Source organism: Blautia ammoniilytica (genome assembly GCF_025566965.1).
Lineage (GTDB): Bacteria > Bacillota > Clostridia > Lachnospirales > Lachnospiraceae > Blautia_A > Blautia_A ammoniilytica.
In genome coordinates, this window is the sequence record NZ_JAOQJL010000003.1 from 56,592 (window position 1) to 74,894 (window position 18,303).

The window sequence follows — 18,303 nt, forward strand, 5'->3', positions numbered from 1 at the left end:
AGCAGGCAGCAGCCTTTAACCAAAAGGGAAAAACTTTTTCCTTAATTCTCTGTTTCCTTTTTTTCTTCTACATGCTCTTTCCGATACTGGCTTAAATTATAAGACAGAGTCATCAGGCTCTCGGAAAGATGAACATTTTCTACGATCACATCCTCCGGAGCATCCAGATCAATGTGTGCAAAATTCCAAATAGCCTTTACACCATTTTTGATCAGCACATTGGCCATTTCTTTTGCTTTATGCTTGGGAAGGGTAAGTATGGCAATCTCAACCGGATTCTCCTTAAGGAACTCAGGAAGTGTATTTATCATCTGTATCCCAATACCCCTTACAGAAATCCCCTCCAGAACCGGATTCACGTCAAAGATCCCCACCAGACGAAATCCTCTCTTCTCAAAATCACTGTAATTGGCAAGTGCCTGACCCAGATTACCTGCTCCAACGATGATCATAGGATGGATGGTATCCAGTCCCAGGATCTTGCCGATCTCCATGTACAGATAATGCACATTATATCCGTAGCCCTGCTGCCCAAAACCGCCGAAATTATTAAGATCCTGACGGATCTGAGATGCAGTCACATGCATTTTTTTACTGAGATCACCGGAGGAAATCCTTTCCACATTCTCCTCGATCAACTCTCCCAAATAACGATAATACCGGGGCAGCCTTTTAATAACCGCCTTTGATATCTCCTTTGCTTCCACCAACTCTTCCTCCTGCTGCCCATATCTAAAATTTATATCTCAATTATACTCAAATGATATTTTATTGTCAATCTAAGTTACTTACTTTGTGACTACTTTATTTATTTTTTGACACCCGATGCCTTTTTATTATATAATAGATTGATTTGTGGATTTCTTATTTTTTGGAGGAACCTTTATGATTTTATCATGTCAGAACATATGTAAAGCATTTGGTGAAGAAGAGATTATCAAAGATGCATGTTTTCATATTGAAGAAAAAGAGAAAGCAGCACTGATCGGCAACAATGGTGCAGGTAAAACCACCCTGCTGCGGATCATTATGAATGAGCTTTCTGCGGATAGCGGTTCTGTAGTGATCTCCAGGGACAAAAAGATCGGCTATCTGGCTCAGTATCAGGATATTCACGGTCATCAAACCATTTATGATGAGCTTAGCTCCACCAAGCAGCACATCATAGATATGGAAAACAGAATTCGTACTCTGGAACAGGAAATGAAAAATACCCAGGGAGAGCAGTTAGAAAAACTGATGCAGACCTATTCCCGCCTGACCCACCAGTTTGAGCTGGAAAATGGCTATGCCTACAAAAGCCAGATTGCAGGCGTACTGAAAGGCCTGGGCTTTTCAGAAGAGGATTTCACCAAGCAGATAGAAACCCTTTCCGGAGGCCAGAAAACAAGGGTCGCTCTTGGCAAGCTTCTTCTGTCCCAGCCGGATATCCTGCTTCTTGATGAGCCTACCAACCACCTGGATATGGAAAGCATCGCTTGGCTGGAAAATTATCTGCTCACCTACCCTGGAGCTGTACTGATCGTATCTCATGACAGATACTTTCTTGATAAAGTAGTAACAAAAGTGGTAGAGATCGAAGCCGGATATGTACGGATGTACAGTGGCAATTACTCAGCCTATGCCTTGAAAAAAGCCCAGCTTCGTGATGCTCAGTATAAAGCCTATCTGAACCAGCAACGAGAAATTAAGCATCAGGAAGCAGTGATTGCAAAGCTGAAGTCCTTTAACCGTGAAAAGTCCATCCGCCGTGCGGAAAGCCGTGAAAAAATGCTGGATAAAATGCAGCGTCTGGATAAACCTGCTGAAATAAACGATCAGATGCGTCTCACCCTGGAGCCTCGCTTCATCAGTGGCAATGATGTGCTGACTGTGGAAGAGCTTTCCAAAACTTTTCCGGGACAGACCCTTTTCCAGAATATTTCTTTTGAGATCAAGCGTGGAGAACGGGTAGCCCTTATTGGCAATAACGGCACAGGCAAAACCACTTTGCTTAAGATCCTGAACCAGGTGATTCCTGCCGATTCCGGCAAGTTTACCCTTGGTTCCAAGGTGCAGATCGGTTACTATGACCAGGAACATCATGTACTCCATATGGAAAAAACAGTATTCCAGGAAATCTCCGATACCTATCCTACTCTTACAGAAACACAGATCCGCAATATGCTGGCAGCCTTTCTGTTCACAGGGGATGATGTATTCAAGGTGATTTCCTCTCTTTCCGGTGGAGAGAGAGGCCGTGTTTCTCTTGCAAAGCTGATGCTCTCCGAAGCCAATTTTCTGATCCTGGACGAGCCTACCAATCATCTGGATATTGCTTCTAAGGAAATCCTGGAGGAAGCACTGAACAGTTATACAGGTACTGTCCTTTACGTATCTCATGACCGTTATTTTATCAATCAGACAGCCACCCGGATCCTGGATCTGACCAATCAGGCCATTGTGAATTATATTGGGGACTATGATTATTATCTGGAAAAGAAAGAAGAGCTTACTGCCAAATATGCTCCTTTAACAACCCAGGAAGAAGAAGCCGTCCAGGTTTCAGATAACAAGCTTTCCTGGCAGCAGCAAAAGGAACAGCAGGCAAAAGTACGTAAAAGGGAAAACGAACTGAAGAAAACCGAAAAAAGGATCGAAGAACTGGAAGCCCGTGATCAGGAAATTGATGAAACCATGATTCTTCCTGAAGTTTGTACCAACGTAGCAGAATGTACCAGATTAAGTAAAGAAAAAGCTGCCATTGCAGCAGAATTAGAGGAATTATACGAAAAGTGGGAGGAGCTGGCCTGATGGCCGGCTCCTCCTTTGTTATGATGATATTTTTTTATCAGAGAAGCTTTTCCAGATTCTCACGGATGGCAAGGATAAATTCTTTGCTGTTCAGTACTGTTACATCCTTCAGGGAAGTGATCAAAGCCAGATCCTTTGTCATCTTTCCGCTTTCGATAGTTGAAAGTGTAGCCTTGTCCAGCTTGTCTGCAAAATCCTGCAGTTCCTGGATCCCATCCATCTCACCTCTTTTACGAAGAGCACCTGTCCATGCAAAAATAGTTGCCACAGAATTGGTGGATGTTTCTTTTCCTTCCAGATGTCTGTAGTAATGTCTCTGCACCGTACCATGAGCAGCCTCATACTCATAGTAGCCGTGAGGGGAAACAAGTACAGAAGTCATCATTGCAAGAGAGCCAAATGCAGAAGATACCATGTCACTCATCACATCTCCGTCATAGTTCTTGCAGGCCCAGATAAAACCGCCCTCTGCTTTCATCACACGGGCTACAATATCATCGATCAGGCTGTAGAAATAAGTGATCCCTGCTTCCTGGAATTTTTCTTTAAATTCTTCTTCATAAATCGTTGCAAAAATCTCTTTGAATTTCCCGTCATAAATCTTGGAGATTGTATCCTTGCCTCCAAACCACAGATCCTGCTTTGTATCCAGTGCATAGTTAAAGCAGCATCTTGCAAAGCTTGCAATGGACTCCTCAATGTTGTGCATTCCCTGGATCACACCTGGATTGTCAAAGTGATGGATCAGTTCTTTTTTAGTCTCTCCATCTGTACCTTCAAATACAAGATATGCGTCTCCCGGTTTCTCAATGTTCATCTCTGTATTCTTGTATACATCCCCATATGCATGACGGGCAATGGTGATCGGCTTTTTCCAGTTGCGTACACAAGGCTCAATTCCATTTACAACAATAGGTGCACGGAATACGGTACCATCCAGGATGGCACGAATAGTGCCGTTAGGGCTTTTGTACATTTTCTTCAGGTCATACTCGTCCATTCTTGCCTTATTTGGGGTAATGGTGGCACATTTTACAGCAACTCCGTATTTCTTGGTTGCCTCTGCTGCATCTACAGTAACCTGGTCATCTGTGTCATTTCTGTGCTCCAGGCCAAGATCATAATATTCAGTCTTCAAGTCAATAAAAGGATTCAGAAGTTCATCCTTAATAAGCTTCCAGAGAATACGGGTCATCTCATCTCCGTCCATCTCTACAAGGGGTGTGTTCATCTGAATTTTTGCCATTTAGATATTCCTCCTCTTCTTATTTCAATGTAATACCAAGTCTCTCACAGGTTTCTGCGATCACAGCCTCCAACTCCTTATCAGACAGTACTGTAACACGGCCGTCTTCATACTGGCTGTCTACCCATGCCTTGATCATTGTAACAAGTTCGCTGTTCTTGTCAACCTTCTTATCGCCTTTCAAACGGTAATGGGTATCGATCCAGTGGGCAATCCCAGCTGCTCCTGAAGTATTGGATACTGCTACCTCAGCAGATCTGTTCAGGAATTTCTCTGTATCAAACACATTATAGATCTCTTCATTCTTCAGAAGACCATCTGCGTGGATACCTGCTCTTGTCACATTAAAATTCTTGCCTACAAATGGTGTTCTTTCCGGAATATGATACCCGATCTCTTTCTCATAATATTCAGCCAGTTCTGTGATCACTGTGGTATCCATACCGCCCAGATTGCCTCTAAGCTGTGCGTACTCGAATACCATAGCCTCCAGCGGAGTATTTCCAGTCCGCTCTCCAATACCGAACAATGAGGTATTCACTCCACAGGCACCATACAGCCATGCGGTAGTGGAATTGCTTACAGCCTTATAAAAATCATTATGTCCATGCCACTCGATCAGCTCGGAAGGCACACCTGCATGAATCATAATACCATAAATAATACCAGGTACAGAACGGGGGATCACAGCACCTGGGTAGTTGACTCCGTAGCCCATAGTATCGCAGCATCTTACCTTTACCGGGATACCATAATGCTGGCGCAGCTTCATAAGCTCCAGACAGAATGGGATCACATAACCGTAAATATCTGCTCTTGTAATATCCTCCAGGTGGCAACGAACAGAAACACCGATCTCCAAACATTCCTTCACAATACTGAGATAATGCTCCATGGCCTGCTTACGGGTCATCTTCATCTTATAAAATATATGATAATCAGAACAGCTTACAAGGATACCAGTCTCCCGCATACCCATATCACGCACAAGCTGGAAATCCTTCTTATTTGCACGGATCCAGCTGGTCACTTCCGGGAACTCATAGCCACGTTCCATACATTTTTCAACTGCATCCCTGTCCTTTTTGCTGTAGAGGAAAAATTCGGAAGCACGGATCCTTCCCTCCGGGCCGCCCAGTTTATGAAGGTAATCATAAATCCTTACGATCTGATCCGTAGTGTAAGGAGCCCTGGACTGCTGTCCATCTCTGAATGTGGTATCTGTGATCCAGATATCATCCGGCATATGATGGGGAACCACCCTGTCATTAAATGCGATCTTCGGTATTTCAGAATAAGGGAAAAGATTTCGGAATACGTTTGGTGTTTTTACATCCACCAGCGGATACATATGTTCCTCTAACTGAAGCAGATTCGTATGCCGATTCATTGTCACTCGTCTATTTTCCATAATTTCCTCCTCTATGAACACGAATAGTATTCATACTCTATGAATTGTATTCACATCGTTTTCATTGTACTCAAAAAGAGGATCTAAGTCAACGCTTTTGTACGTTACAGTGATAATTTTTTGTCAAATTCAAAAACCGTTCACGGTTGAAGCGACCCCATCCCTGGATATTCCTTGGCAGCTGCATATCGTCTGCACTTTCTTTCAGCATCCTTTTAATAGCCACATTTGTTAGGGTGGGATTCTTTTCCAGAGCGCAGGCAATGGCTCCTGAAACAACCGGGGTGGACATAGAGGTTCCGCTTTTGACTCCATATCCGTAGATCCCGGTGGTGCCTCCTTCTAATGGTTTCCATTTTGTGTAAGGTATACAGGATACGATATGATTTCCCGGCGCAACCACATCCGGCTTGCATACACATTCTTTTGTAGGTCCTCGTCCGGAAACTGCTTTTTTTCCTTCCAACAGGTCACTGGAACCTACAGTGATCACCTTTTTGTTACTGCCAGGCGCTGTAATGCTGCCTGACCTTGGACCCTGGTTTCCAGCCGCTGCTACCACTACCAGTCCTTCATCCCACAGCTGATCCACTGCATCAAGAAGCGCATCCTGTTCATTAGAAGTATTGCAGGTGGTTCCCACAGAAATATTCACCACCCGGATCCGGTACTCCTCCCTATTGCTTCGGATCCACCGAAAAGCCTGTAGCAAATCCTCTTTGCTTCCGTTCCCATATCTGTCTAATACCTTTAAAGCAATAATGCTGCAGCCAGGTGCTGCACCTGTATACCTGCCAGAGGACATTCTGCCATCTCCTGCCAGGATCCCGGTAACATGGGTTCCATGTCCATTATCATCATATGGCTGTCTGTGGTAAAAAAGGAAATCATAAAAAAAACGGATACGGCTGTCAAAGTCTGCATGGGGGAAAAGCCCGGTATCCAGCACTGCCACTCCGATCCCTTTTCCAGTATATGTCCTGCCTGTCATAAGCCTCTCCGGAAAGGTCTTCTTATTATTATATTCAAAAAGTTCCCCTGTTGCCACCTGCACTGCATTTCCTGAGTTTTTGTAAATTCAAGAATGCCTCGGCATTCTTGCTGCGAGGTGCGCATCATGCAATTGCATGACATACTTCTCCTGCGCACCTCTGCAATCCTGCCGGAGGCTATATCAGCTGGAGGATTGACTCCCACCACTGATACCAGCTTGTTTCTCACCACCTATAGAGGTGGGAGTCATCTCCCAGCTGATATACTTACAAAAAACACCCAGGAAGAAAACTCCCTGGATGCTTTTTAAAATCTTTATAAAAATTTTCTCAGATGCTTTTGAAAGTCTTACCTGATCTATCAGAAATCCACGATCTGGCTGATCTGATGATTAATATTATAGCTGCCGCTGCCGTATACTCCACGATACCAGCCTGCTGCATGGGCTTCCGGATCATAATAAGCTCCATTAATGATCACCCAGCAATGGCGGGTCATACCATCTCCGGCACCGTCTCTTGTACCGGAAACACGGCCGGCTACCACCTTAGGGCTAAATCCGGCTTCTTTTGCAAGAGCTGCAAAAGCACAGGCATAACCATAGCAGTTTCCTCTGCTGGTGGCCAGTGTATTCAATGCACACCTTCTCTGCCATCCTGCTGCAGTGCCCGGATACCATCCATAATAATAAACATTATTTACCACATAATTCCAGCAGGCATTTAGTTTCTGATAACTGGTCATGCTGTCATTTGTGATCCTGGACAAGATCTTCATGGTCTGCATCTTCAGCTGGGAATTGGTATTGTTTACTGCATAGCCTTTCTTCCCAAAGGTAATTCCATCATATACACGGTTCTTACACAGTCTGCCCTTAGGATCACCTCTGTAAAGACGGTTGTTCAGCACAAACCAGCCCACAGTGGCATGGCCCTTGCGGTCCACATAGTACAGGTTCTGCCCTACCTTTACAACAGATGGCTTCTTAGGGCGCATCAGCTTACCTTCCAGATTAAATACATACACATACCGGCCTCTTTTCATGCTGTTTGTCACTGCATGACCCTTCGCATTAAAGAAGTAACGGTTAGAGCCAATATTCACCCACCGGTTCCGGATCTTTTTCCCTTTTTTGTAATAGCAGTAGTACCTGCCTTCTTTTAAAAGGCCCTTATTTACTACAGGTGTTTCCTGGGAAACGGTTTCCTGGGGAGCTTCTTCTGAAGCATAAACCTGGCCGGCACCAAGGGGCAGAAGAACTGCCCCGCAAAGTACCATAAAACATCTCTTCAAGCTTCTGTGAAAATCAATAGTTCTCATATGTCACACTTCCGTCAGACCAGGTGATCTCATAATATCCGTGCCCGCTTCCATCACAATCATCATATGCCTGTCTGCTTACTTCTGTTTTCTGAGCCGGCTGTGCTGCCGCTGCGGCTGCCTGCTGTTGTGCTGCCTGAGCTGCTGCCGCTGCGGCTGCCTGAGCTGCTGCTGCATCTGCTTCCTGTTTTGCTTTTACCAGTGCATCTACCGCTGCCTTGTCCTCTGTCAGATAGCTGTGGAATACATAGCCTGTATCATCCCCATTCTCTACCTTGAACCATCCCGGAACTGCTGCAATCACTTTAAATTCATCGCCAAGTGCTGCAACCTTTAAGGATTCAGACTCCTTGTCAGCCTTTTTACGTACATGCACATTGGCAGATACGTACATGGTGATAGGCTCATCAAAGGTACGCTCGTCTGCAGTCTCTGCTGCTTCCTGATCCTTGCCGCTTTCATCCTTATAATTGATGTACAGAAATTCATAGGAATTCACAAGGACTGCATCTTTCCATTTGTCTACAGTTACATCCTGGAAAGTATGCTCTGTACCATCTTCCTCTGTAAGCACAAGATCCATCTTTGCTTCTTTGGAAGCATCTGCAGTTTCTTCGCTGTTATCTGCTTCTTCGCTGTCATCTGCTGCAGCTTCTACCAGCTTTGCTTCTTTGATGGTCTGTGTTGTCTGATTGGTTACTGATAACTCTCCTCCGTCAAAGGCAATCGTAAAATCCTCTGCGGTTGCTTCTCCATCACTGTCCTGTGCCTCCGCTTCCTGTGCTGCTGCGTCCTCAGCAAATACGGCTGCCGGTGCAGAAACTGCAAGGGAAGCAGCTGTCACAATACTTAAAAATGCTTTCACGCTTTTCATCTTCATGATTTGTTCCTCCTTTAAAGCCTTATTTTTGCAGGCTTAATCCTTTAAAGCCCTATGCTGCAGGCTCAAATGTGTGACTGTAAATAATATGATATCCCTGGTCATCCTTGGTCACAACCTCCAGGTTGTTTTCGCCCGGAGCCAGTGATGCAGAATAAAGATACAGACAAAAGCCTCCATCAGCCAGTGTGCCGTCCTCCAGCTTCACATCCACAGGAAAAGCTTCATATACCCCTGCCTGATTGATCCGCAGATAAATCTGTGTATCTGTATCCAGATATTCCGGCTTGATCCTTCCTGTGATCTGCACCATATTTCCAACGGTCTTGGATGCCAGATCAGTGGCTCCGTCCTCAGCATCCTGGTTCAGCAGGCTTTCCGGTACAACCGCCGGTCCGGCCATCACCGGTGCTGACACAGCCATCTCAGGCAGGAATCTTTCTGCCCGCTCCACAACAACTGTATCTGCCCCTGTGGTATCAATATCACTAAGCTGGTATGGGATACCTCTTGAAAAATATGCATTGGCATAAGCATCTGCCATAAACGGCAGCAGTGCATTTCCAAAAGAATCCCTGTACATCACCAGACTTCCGGATTTCACAGGATTGACAGTAGTGATCTTAGGATCAAAATTGCTGCCCACCTCTCCTACATACGCATAGGTGGTCTGACGGTCATAATAAACCTCATCCTCAAGCTGAGGCATGGAGGGATACAGCATAGTATCCAGATCCCCTTCAAAGTCTGTACGTACCTGATATGGCTCCTCATCCCAGGAATCATGCTCCTTTTCAAGAGTATCCAGAAGCAGGTCTGAAGCCATGGCAGCTCCTTTATTATTCCAATGGGAATCCCTCTTATGATACAAAGTTTCATCCTGTGACAAAAGCATATGGTACAGATCTGCGTAATGGACGCCTTCACTGGAAAGCCAGGGTACCAGCCTGTCCAGATTCTTCTCATCTGAAACCTTTACCTTATCATAGTAAGGCATATGTTCATCATACAGCGAATTTTTATTTGGTGCAACTGTAAAAAGAAAATCCACATTTCTTCCTTCCAGATAGGTCTGCATTATGGAAAGAGTATGTGCAATATTAAAAAGACTTCTCTCAGAAAGCGGGTCTGTGCCCAGGTAATCAGAAAGGGAATCCTTATAATAAAGCCATCCGTCAGTACCCTGGATCACACCGGACGCGGTGGATACGCCAAGAACTTTGCCATTTACCACAGCATTGGCTGTAACCAGCTCATTACGGAATGCAAAATGATCCTGGAAGTAGTCTCCTGCCTGGGAAAGCCAGTCAAAATTAATGCTTCCATCCTCTGTCTTGAAGGAAGGAAATTCTGCCAGGGTACGGTTCTCTGAAGAGCTTTCCTGGTGGGTAAAAAACATGCCCACAGAAGGAACAAGACAGATTCCAAAAAACAGAATACTGTATAATATTTTACTTTTTTTCATTTGTCATGTCCTCCTAGAAACGGAAATAAATAAATGGATTATAGGTACCGCCAGCAAGACTTAAAATGCAAAGAAGAAGTCCTGCAAAGCTAAGCAGGGAAACAAGCACCTCATAACCCCTGCATTTCTTCAGGGAAGCATTTACAGGGGTAGCTGCAATAACCGCGCACACCAGTGTTACCAGATAAACCGGTGTCAGCTGCTGAAGTACAAGGCTTACAGCGGATGTTGAAAAAGAAAATCCTGTAAACATCTGCTTAAGCCAGAAAACGCCCTGTCCCATAGTTTCTGCCCTAAAAAATACAAATCCGATGCACACTACCAGCAGAGCATATATATGCTGGAAAAAGCCTTTTACCTTACCACCCTTTTTCACAATGGCTGGTACATACTCTTCCAGCATAAGGAACAAGCCGTGATAAACACCCCAGAAAAGGAAGTTGATGGCTGCCCCGTGCCATATACCGGTAGCCAGAAATACGATCATCTTGTTGATCACTGTCCTGGTGCGGCCCTTACGGTTGCCTCCAAGGGGTATGTACAAATATTCCTTGAACCATCCGGAAAGAGAAATATGCCATCTTCGCCAGAACTCTTTAATGCTGCTGCTGATATAAGGATAATTGAAGTTCTCTTTGAAATGAAAACCAAACATCCATCCAAGACCGATAGCCATATCACTGTATCCGCTGAAATCAAAATAAATCTGCAGCATATAGGAAATGGCACCTGCCCATGCTCCCAGGATATTGATCTGAGACGCTGCAGCCCCGAAAAGGTTATCTGCCACAAGTCCCATGGTATTGGCGATCAGAACCTTTTTACAAAGACCTGCTGCAAACCTGCGGATCCCTGTAAAGGTTCCCTCCAGTGTCTGAGTCCTTGTATTTACCTCAACCTCTATGTCATGGTATTTTACTATAGGTCCTGCGATCAGCTGCGGGAAAAAGGATACATAGAGAAGTACCTTGCCAAAATTCTTCTGTGCCTTTGTGGTACCACGGTATACATCGATCACATAGGACAATGCCTGGAAAGTAAAAAATGAAATACCGATAGGCATACGTATCTGCGGTACTGGAACTGCCGCACCTGTAATAGAATTAAATGAACTGATTAAAAATCCTGTGTATTTGAAAATGATAAGAACTGCAAGATTGGCAAGCACAGCTGCCACGACCCAAACCTTTTTGTGACCCGGATCCCGCTCTACAAGCCAGGCAAACAGATAATTAAAAAAGGATGACCCTATAAGAAGCAGTACATAAACCGGCTTTCCATATGCATAGAAAAGGAGACTGGCAATAACCAGTAACATGTTTTTGGCCCGCATCCCCGGAAGAAGGAGATGCAGACCAAAGGTTACCGGCAAAAAAATACACAAAAAAATCATAGAGCTGAAAACCATCTTTTAGATCTCCACGTTAATGTAATTTGTCGGTTTGTATTTTTTATTCTTCACTGTAGAAAGCTTAACCTTGGACCATTTGGTACCATTGATCTTCTGCTTGGATGCTACAGCTGCCGCATTGGCATCATAAACATACCAGGTGCGCCCAATCTTCACTTCAACCCATGCATGAGGCTGCCAGTTGGTCTTCTTAATGAAGTTGCTGGTACCAAAGCCAATACGTACCGGATATCCGGTTGCTTTCTTTGCACAAAATGCAAGCGCTGCAGCATAATGATAACAGCTTCCACTTCTGGATTTCAGCATCTGCTTTGCAAAATTAATCTCCCATTTCTTAGTAGTGGCAGGCTTGAATCCAAGGGGTGCTCTGCCATATTTAAGCTTTGATACATAAGTAAACACTCTGTTAAGTGCTACTGTCTTGGATGTGGAAGATGTGATCTTACGGTTCTTCATCACCTTGGTAACTGCAGTCTGAAGCTGCTTGTCAGCCTTGGATGTACGGGTCGCAGCAGATACAGGTACCAGTGTTCCAAACACCATGCACAGTACCAGAACCAATACTGCAAGTTTCTTACTGAACTTTTTCATGTTCATTTCCCTCCTGAAAATTTAGTTATCGATTACAGAATGCCTGGCATAAAGCAATAAATAGCAAACCATGGCATATCTTTTATGAATTATAGCACAGGGTTTTCTCAAAGTCTATACTGGTTGCAAATTTATTGTGTACTATATTACTCTTGTATTTAATCACCTGTTTCTGTATCATATGTATAAAAAATGCTGAAAAGGAAACCCTTAGAAATAAATCTTATGAATAGTAATATTTGTAACTGTCACCTGCTTATTACAGTCAGATTCTTTCAGGCTGCTCGACTTGAATTTTTCAGGAGGTATATGCATGCTAGTGTTTCTTTTTCTATTCTTTCTGCTGCAGTCCCTGGTTCTGTGCTGCTGCCTTGCAGCCGGCAATGACCTGGATTCCCAGCTTCTGTCAGACAGAGAACAAATGGAATTTCTGTCTGCATGGGCAAAAAAACACGCCCCCCGCTAGGGGCGTGCCACACAGAGAAAAGCCTTTATATAATAATGCAGACAATTCCGCCTTTGCTGTCGTTGACGATCTTCTGCATGGTGTCCTGCAGCTTTAACTGACTTTCCTGACTGATAGAAGAAATCTTACTGCGAATACCATCCTGCACCAGCTGTTCAATGGATTTGCCGAATATATTTGTTTCCCAGATCCCATCTTCACCGGATGCATTATCGCCAATATAGGTGATCAGATCCTTTGCCTGCTGCTCAGTTCCTACGATGGGGGCGATCTCGGTTTCGATCTCTGCCCGGATCATATGGATGGATGGGCTTTTAGACCTGATCTTTACCCCGTATTTGTTTCCCTGACGGATCACAGCCGGTTCTTCCAGACGGATTTCTGAAAGCTGAGGCACTACCACCCCGTATCCGCAGCTGCGTACTGATTCCAGTGCTTCTTTTACTTTTACATATTCTTCCCTCATGCCGGAAAGCTCTTTCATGGTATTAACCAAATCATACTGGCTTTCCAGGGGAACCTTGCAAAGCTCACTTAACATCTGATAGTAATATTTATCATCCACATCTACCCGTATAGATACCTTTCCGTTGGAAAGGCTGCATTCTTCCAGAAATGTATCTCTTACATAAGGCCCATCCAGATGAATGCCTCCACACAGATCACGAATATGGGTCATCTTTTTCATCAACTCCCGGATCTGTGCCAGGATCTGGCTTTTTACCGGATGATCTAATGGCAGCATTTCAACCCATTTGGGGATAAAAAAACTCACCTCACTAACTGGAAATTCATACAGTATCTTTTCCAGTATTCTGGTAATGTCTTCTTTCCGCAGCTGTTCACAATTGGCAGGCACAACGGCTGTCTGATACTTCTCCTTAAGATCTTTTGCAAGCCTTACAGTTTCTTCTTTATATGGCATCTGGGAATTCAGGATCACCAGGAAAGGTTTCCCCTGATTTTTCAATTCTTTAACGGCAGCTTCCTCTGCTTCCCGAAAGTTTTCCCTTGGGATCTCCCCAAAGCTTCCGTCCGCAGTGACCACAAGTCCAATGGTAGAATGCTGCTGGATCACCTTTCTGGTACCCTCTCCCGCTGCCTCATGGAAGGGAATCGGCTTTGGGAACCATGGGGTTTTTACCATCCGCTCTTTACCGTCCTCAATATGGCCGGACGCATCTTTTACCAGAAATCCTACACAGTCGATCAGCCGTACCCTTACCTTCTGATCCCCTTCCAGTGTAACTTCTACTGCGTCCTTTGGAATAAATTTTGGCTCCACAGTGGTGATCATTTTGCCTATTCCGCTTAATGGCAGCTGATCCCGTACTTCTGCCTGCTTTTTTTCCTCCATTCCGGGAAGTGCCACCAGTTCCATAAACCTTCGTATAAATGTGGATTTTCCAGTGCGGACAGGTCCTACGACCCCTATGTATATATCTCCGCCGGTCCTGGCCTGGATATCCCGGTACACCTGAAAATTTTCCATAGAAAAAGCCCCCTTGCACAAATCATTCACACACAGTCCCATGTACTGTTATGATGCCGGGGGCAAATGCCCCCAGCGTTCAAGTCGAGCAGCTGTTACTCACCACCTGAAAGAGGTGGGAGTCTTCTCGACTGAGATAACACCTGCGGATTGCTTTGTACTATCCGCTTCCACAATCCTGGTATCTTGTTACATATTTATGCAAAAAGGCTTCGATCTATTCTTTTATTTTGTTTTTCTCATTGCTGCTTCTACAACATGTCCTACAAGTACAGAAGTAGTCACGCTTCCAACTCCGCCAGGAACCGGTGTGATGGCATCTACGATTGGCTCAACAGCCGGGTAGTCAACGTCTCCGCAAAGCTTTCCTTCTGCATTTACGTTGATACCTACATCAATAATGGTCTGACCTTCTCTTACATACTCAGCGCCAACAACACCTGCACGGCCTGCTGCAACGATAATGATATCTGCTTCTCTTGCCACAGACGGCATATCTACGGTTCTTGTATGACAAATGGTAACAGTTGCATTTTTCTTTACAAGCATCATAGCTGCCGGTTTTCCAACAACAAGGCTTCTTCCGATCACAACTGCTTTCTTGCCTGTGCAGTCAATACCATAATGATCCAGGATCTCCATGCATGCCTGTGGTGTACATGGCGGGAAGCCAAGCTTCTTGCCTGTAAATACGCCTGACATGGAAAGATCTGTCATACAGTCAACATCTTTCTCCGGTGCAAGTGCGTTCTCGATCACTGCCTGATCCAGATGCTTTGGAAGAGGACGGAATAACAGAACGCCATGGATCTTGTCATTTTTGTTTACATCATCGATCACTTTCAGCAATTCTTCCTGAGCCACATCCTCCGGAAGAAGGATCTTCTCACATGCAACTCCAAGAGTTTCACACCTTTTTGTTGCGCCTCTCTCGTAGGAAATATCACTTGGATTCTCACCTACACGGATAATGCACAGAGTAGGATTTACACCTTTTGCCTGAAGAGCTGCCACATCTGCTTTAATACGCTCATTTAATGCAGCAGTTACTTCTTTACCTAATAACTGTTTAGCCATTTTGATTATCTCCTTGTATTATATAAATAATTATAAATTATTTCAGTCTGGCAAGCACACTGTCAAAAGTCTCATCTGCAAGCTTTGTATATTTCTCAAGCATTGCATCGGCTTTTGCGTTCAGCTCTTCTGCATATGCACGGTCAGCCATGGATTTTGTATTGATATACACATTCAGGCTTGCCCCTTTTAAAGCTGCCTTGCAGAAGGTAGCTGCAACACCAGCATCACTGATCGCCAGCTTGGAACCTTTTGCTGCAAATTCTTTGATCAGATCCAGTGCCTCACAGCACTTTTCCATGATCTCCATAGGTACAGAGCAGGCATCCTTTAATACGATAGCCATAACTCTTGCTTTCTCAGCCTTTTCTTCTTCTGTTTCTTTGGGCATGCCATATGCTTTTGATAATGGCTCAAAAACCTCTGCATCACGCTCGATCAGACGAAGGAAATCCTTCTGAAGCTGATCACATTTCCCTTTCAGCTCCCACATTTCCTCTTCTACATCTGCATATTTCTTCTTGCCTACAGTAAGACTGCCTACCATGTTGCCAAGAGCTGTACCAACAGCTCCCACAAGGGCTGATGCTCCGCCGCCGCCTGGAACCGGAGCCTTGGAAGCTAATACTTCCACGAATTCAGTACATGTACTGGTTGAAAAACCCATCTTTTTGTTCTCCTTTGCCTTTAAAATATTCCCAAATTATTTCATTTTGACCTTAGAATAATCCGGTGATCTTTCCTGTCTCGTCTACATCGATCTTCTCAGCAGCCGGTACCTTGGGAAGTCCTGGCATGGTCATGATCTCGCCGGTAAGTGCTACGATGAAGCCGGCACCTGCAGAAATCTTCAGGTTACGTACTGTTACCTCAAAGTCTGTAGGAGCGCCAAGCTTGGTCTGGTCATCTGTCAGGCTGTACTGTGTCTTAGCTACACAGATCGGGCAGTTGCCAAAGCCAAGAGCCTCTAACTGTTTTGCCTGTTTCTGGGCATTTGCTGTAAGAACAACTCTCTTACCGCCATAGATCTTCTGAACGATCTGGTTCAGCTTGTCTTCAATGGAGCCTTCCAGCTCATAGGAATATGTGAAGTCGTTTGGCTCATCACACAGACGTACTACTTCCTCAGCCAGCTTCAGACCGCCTTCGCCGCCTTTTGCCCATACTTCGGAAAGTGCTACGTTTACGCCAAGCTCTTTACATTTTGTTTCTACAAGATCAAGTTCTGCCTTGGTATCTGTTGGGAATGCGTTGATAGCTACTACGCATGGCAGTTTGTATACGTTACGGATATTGCTTACATGCTTCAGAAGGTTTGGAAGACCTTTCTCCAGTGCTTCCAGATTCTCATTGTTCAGGTCAGCCTTCGGAACGCCACCGTTGTATTTCAGTGCACGTACAGTAGCTACGATCACTACTGCATTTGGCTTCAGGCCTGCCATACGGCATTTGATATCCAGGAATTTCTCTGCACCAAGGTCAGCACCAAAACCAGCCTCTGTGATGGTGTAATCAGCCAGCTTTAAGGCCATTTTTGTAGCAGTTACAGAGTTGCATCCGTGAGCGATGTTTGCAAATGGTCCGCCATGTACGATGGCCGGTACATGCTCCAGTGTCTGTACAAGGTTTGGCTTCAGGGCATCTTTAAGAAGTGCGGTCATAGCGCCCTCTGCATGAAGGTCACCAGCTGTTACCGGCTTCTGCTCTGATGGTTTGCCATATGTATATCCGATGATGATCCTGGAAAGACGTTTTTTCAGGTCTTTGATGTCGCTTGCAAGGCAAAGAACAGCCATGATCTCAGATGCAACAGTGATGTCGTATCCGTCTTCACGAGGCATACCGTTTGTTCTTCCGCCAAGACCGTCGATCACATTACGAAGCTGACGGTCATTCATATCTACACATCTTCTCCAGGTGATCTTACGTGGGTCAATGTTCAGTGCATTTCCCTGGAAAATATGGTTGTCGATCATTGCTGCCAGCAGGTTATTCGCTGCACCGATGGCATGGAAATCACCTGTAAAGTGAAGGTTGATATCCTCCATAGGAACAACCTGTGCATATCCGCCGCCTGCTGCACCGCCTTTAACACCGAATACCGGTCCAAGGGATGGCTCACGGAGAGCTACCATAACACTTTTGCCCATTTTCTGCATTGCATCAGCCAAACCAACAGTAGTTGTTGTCTTACCTTCACCAGCCGGTGTAGGGTTAATAGCAGTAACAAGGATCAGCTTTCCATTTTCTTTGTCAGATTCTTTTAAAAGATTGTAATCGATTTTTGCTTTGTACTTTCCGTACTGCTCCAGGTATTTGTCATCAATCCCTGCTTTTTCTGCGATCTCAGTGATCGGCTGCATGGTGCACTCCTGTGCGATTTCAATGTCAGTTTTGAATCCCATTGAATTACCTCCTTTTTATACGCTCCGCTTTTCATCAGAACGCCTCCGCATAGATTTCTAATTTATTAAAACAGGATCTCCCGTCTTAATCAAGCAACTTTCAAAAACGCTTTCAGAGAACCAATGATCACATCACCCATCACTGCCATATCCTCTGCTGCAAAAGATACTGGGAAATTATCCGAAAACAGGATCTGGGAGGAAGGTGGAAACTCTTCATCCCCTTCCCACAGGATCATACGGATCTGATAGCCTGGGTAAATAGCCACTTCATAGGCAATATCCCCGTATTTCACAGGCTTTGCATGGATATGCTCCATGATCGCTTTAAAATCACCGATCCTGTTCCCGTAAGTAAAAGCAAGCCTTTTGATACATCTGCCGTCAAACTGGCGGAGATATACTTCCCCCCAAGGCATTTCCCTGTATGTTTTGAAATTACCGGATCCACAGGACTTCATACCGTTCAAAAGGAAACGGATGGTAAGGATCTTGGCATAGATCATCTCTTCCAGCGGATAAAAACCTCTGTCATCCTCCTCATGACTTACCTGAAAATCCGGATAAGTAATATGATAGACAGTACCAAGGAATGTAAGTGTAAAGCTTCTGTTCTCCTGATCATAAGGAATCTCCAGATTCTCCCCTAATACCTGCGGATCTGCCTGTCCATACTGTTCCAGATAGTGCTCCCAGGGCATCCGCTCCTTGCTGTCCTTTTCGTAATTTAAATCTTCAATGGTAAATGGCATT

16 protein-coding genes are annotated in these 18,303 nt (G+C 44.8%); 2 read left to right on the forward strand and 14 right to left on the reverse strand.

Annotation, left to right across the window (positions count from 1 at the left end):
- Positions 1-41: 41 nt before the first annotated feature.
- A complete protein-coding gene (locus tag OCV61_RS02115) occupies positions 42-707 on the reverse strand; it encodes a redox-sensing transcriptional repressor Rex (RefSeq protein WP_158420425.1) in 666 nt (221 codons plus the stop codon).
- Between the two features lie 178 nt (positions 708-885).
- Between OCV61_RS02115 and abc-f the strand changes: the two genes are divergently transcribed.
- On the forward strand, positions 886-2,793 hold the full coding sequence (abc-f, locus tag OCV61_RS02120; RefSeq protein WP_158420426.1) for a ribosomal protection-like ABC-F family protein: 1,908 nt from the start codon (positions 886-888) through the stop codon (positions 2,791-2,793).
- A gap of 37 nt (positions 2,794-2,830) precedes the next feature.
- Here the strand turns inward: abc-f and OCV61_RS02125 are convergent, their stop codons facing one another.
- The 8 genes from OCV61_RS02125 to OCV61_RS02160 form a co-directional block, all read right to left on the reverse strand.
- Positions 2,831-4,039: an NADP-dependent isocitrate dehydrogenase gene (locus OCV61_RS02125; RefSeq protein ID WP_158420427.1), complete on the reverse strand. Its 1,209-nt coding sequence runs from the start codon at positions 4,037-4,039 to the stop codon at positions 2,831-2,833.
- A gap of 19 nt (positions 4,040-4,058) precedes the next feature.
- Complete coding sequence (locus OCV61_RS02130) at positions 4,059-5,450, reverse strand: 2-isopropylmalate synthase (RefSeq protein ID WP_158420428.1); 1,392 nt, start codon at positions 5,448-5,450, stop codon at positions 4,059-4,061.
- Between the two features lie 88 nt (positions 5,451-5,538).
- On the reverse strand, positions 5,539-6,441 hold the full coding sequence (locus OCV61_RS02135; protein WP_158420532.1) for a S8 family peptidase: 903 nt from the start codon (positions 6,439-6,441) through the stop codon (positions 5,539-5,541).
- 362 nt (positions 6,442-6,803) lie between these two features.
- Entirely contained in the window at positions 6,804-7,763 is a 960-nt protein-coding gene (locus OCV61_RS02140) for a transglutaminase-like domain-containing protein (RefSeq protein ID WP_158420429.1), read from the reverse strand.
- Complete coding sequence (locus OCV61_RS02145) at positions 7,750-8,643, reverse strand: SH3 domain-containing protein (protein ID WP_158420430.1); 894 nt, start codon at positions 8,641-8,643, stop codon at positions 7,750-7,752. Before OCV61_RS02145 ends, OCV61_RS02140 begins: the two co-directional genes overlap by 14 nt.
- Positions 8,644-8,695: 52 nt before the next feature.
- Entirely contained in the window at positions 8,696-10,108 is a 1,413-nt protein-coding gene (locus OCV61_RS02150) for an alginate O-acetyltransferase AlgX-related protein (RefSeq protein ID WP_158420431.1), read from the reverse strand.
- Between the two features lie 13 nt (positions 10,109-10,121).
- On the reverse strand, positions 10,122-11,426 hold the full coding sequence (locus OCV61_RS02155) for an MBOAT family O-acyltransferase (protein ID WP_317258451.1): 1,305 nt from the start codon (positions 11,424-11,426) through the stop codon (positions 10,122-10,124).
- 93 nt (positions 11,427-11,519) lie between these two features.
- A complete protein-coding gene (locus OCV61_RS02160; RefSeq protein ID WP_262582610.1) occupies positions 11,520-12,110 on the reverse strand; it encodes a transglutaminase-like domain-containing protein in 591 nt (196 codons plus the stop codon).
- 313 nt (positions 12,111-12,423) lie between these two features.
- Here OCV61_RS02160 and OCV61_RS02165 point away from each other — a divergent pair, with 313 nt between their 5' ends.
- The gene (locus tag OCV61_RS02165) at positions 12,424-12,576 is read left to right on the forward strand and encodes a hypothetical protein (RefSeq protein WP_173727285.1); all 153 of its coding nucleotides are present in this window, start codon (positions 12,424-12,426) and stop codon (positions 12,574-12,576) included.
- A 25-nt stretch (positions 12,577-12,601) separates the two neighbouring features.
- Here the strand turns inward: OCV61_RS02165 and spoIVA are convergent, their stop codons facing one another.
- The 5 genes from spoIVA to OCV61_RS02190 form a co-directional block, all read right to left on the reverse strand.
- On the reverse strand, positions 12,602-14,068 hold the full coding sequence (gene spoIVA / locus OCV61_RS02170; protein ID WP_158420434.1) for a stage IV sporulation protein A: 1,467 nt from the start codon (positions 14,066-14,068) through the stop codon (positions 12,602-12,604).
- A gap of 225 nt (positions 14,069-14,293) precedes the next feature.
- The gene (locus OCV61_RS02175; RefSeq protein WP_158420435.1) at positions 14,294-15,145 is read right to left on the reverse strand and encodes a bifunctional 5,10-methylenetetrahydrofolate dehydrogenase/5,10-methenyltetrahydrofolate cyclohydrolase; all 852 of its coding nucleotides are present in this window, start codon (positions 15,143-15,145) and stop codon (positions 14,294-14,296) included.
- A gap of 37 nt (positions 15,146-15,182) precedes the next feature.
- Positions 15,183-15,812, reverse strand: a complete 630-nt coding sequence (locus OCV61_RS02180; RefSeq protein ID WP_158420436.1) for a cyclodeaminase/cyclohydrolase family protein — start codon at positions 15,810-15,812, stop codon at positions 15,183-15,185.
- 52 nt (positions 15,813-15,864) lie between these two features.
- Positions 15,865-17,550 carry a formate--tetrahydrofolate ligase gene (locus tag OCV61_RS02185; protein ID WP_158420437.1) on the reverse strand — a complete coding sequence of 562 codons (1,686 nt, stop codon included), beginning with the start codon at positions 17,548-17,550 and terminating at the stop codon, positions 15,865-15,867.
- Positions 17,551-17,639: 89 nt separating this feature from the next.
- On the reverse strand, positions 17,640-18,302 hold the full coding sequence (locus OCV61_RS02190) for a DUF3786 domain-containing protein (RefSeq protein ID WP_158420533.1): 663 nt from the start codon (positions 18,300-18,302) through the stop codon (positions 17,640-17,642).
- Position 18,303: the final 1 nt, after the last annotated feature.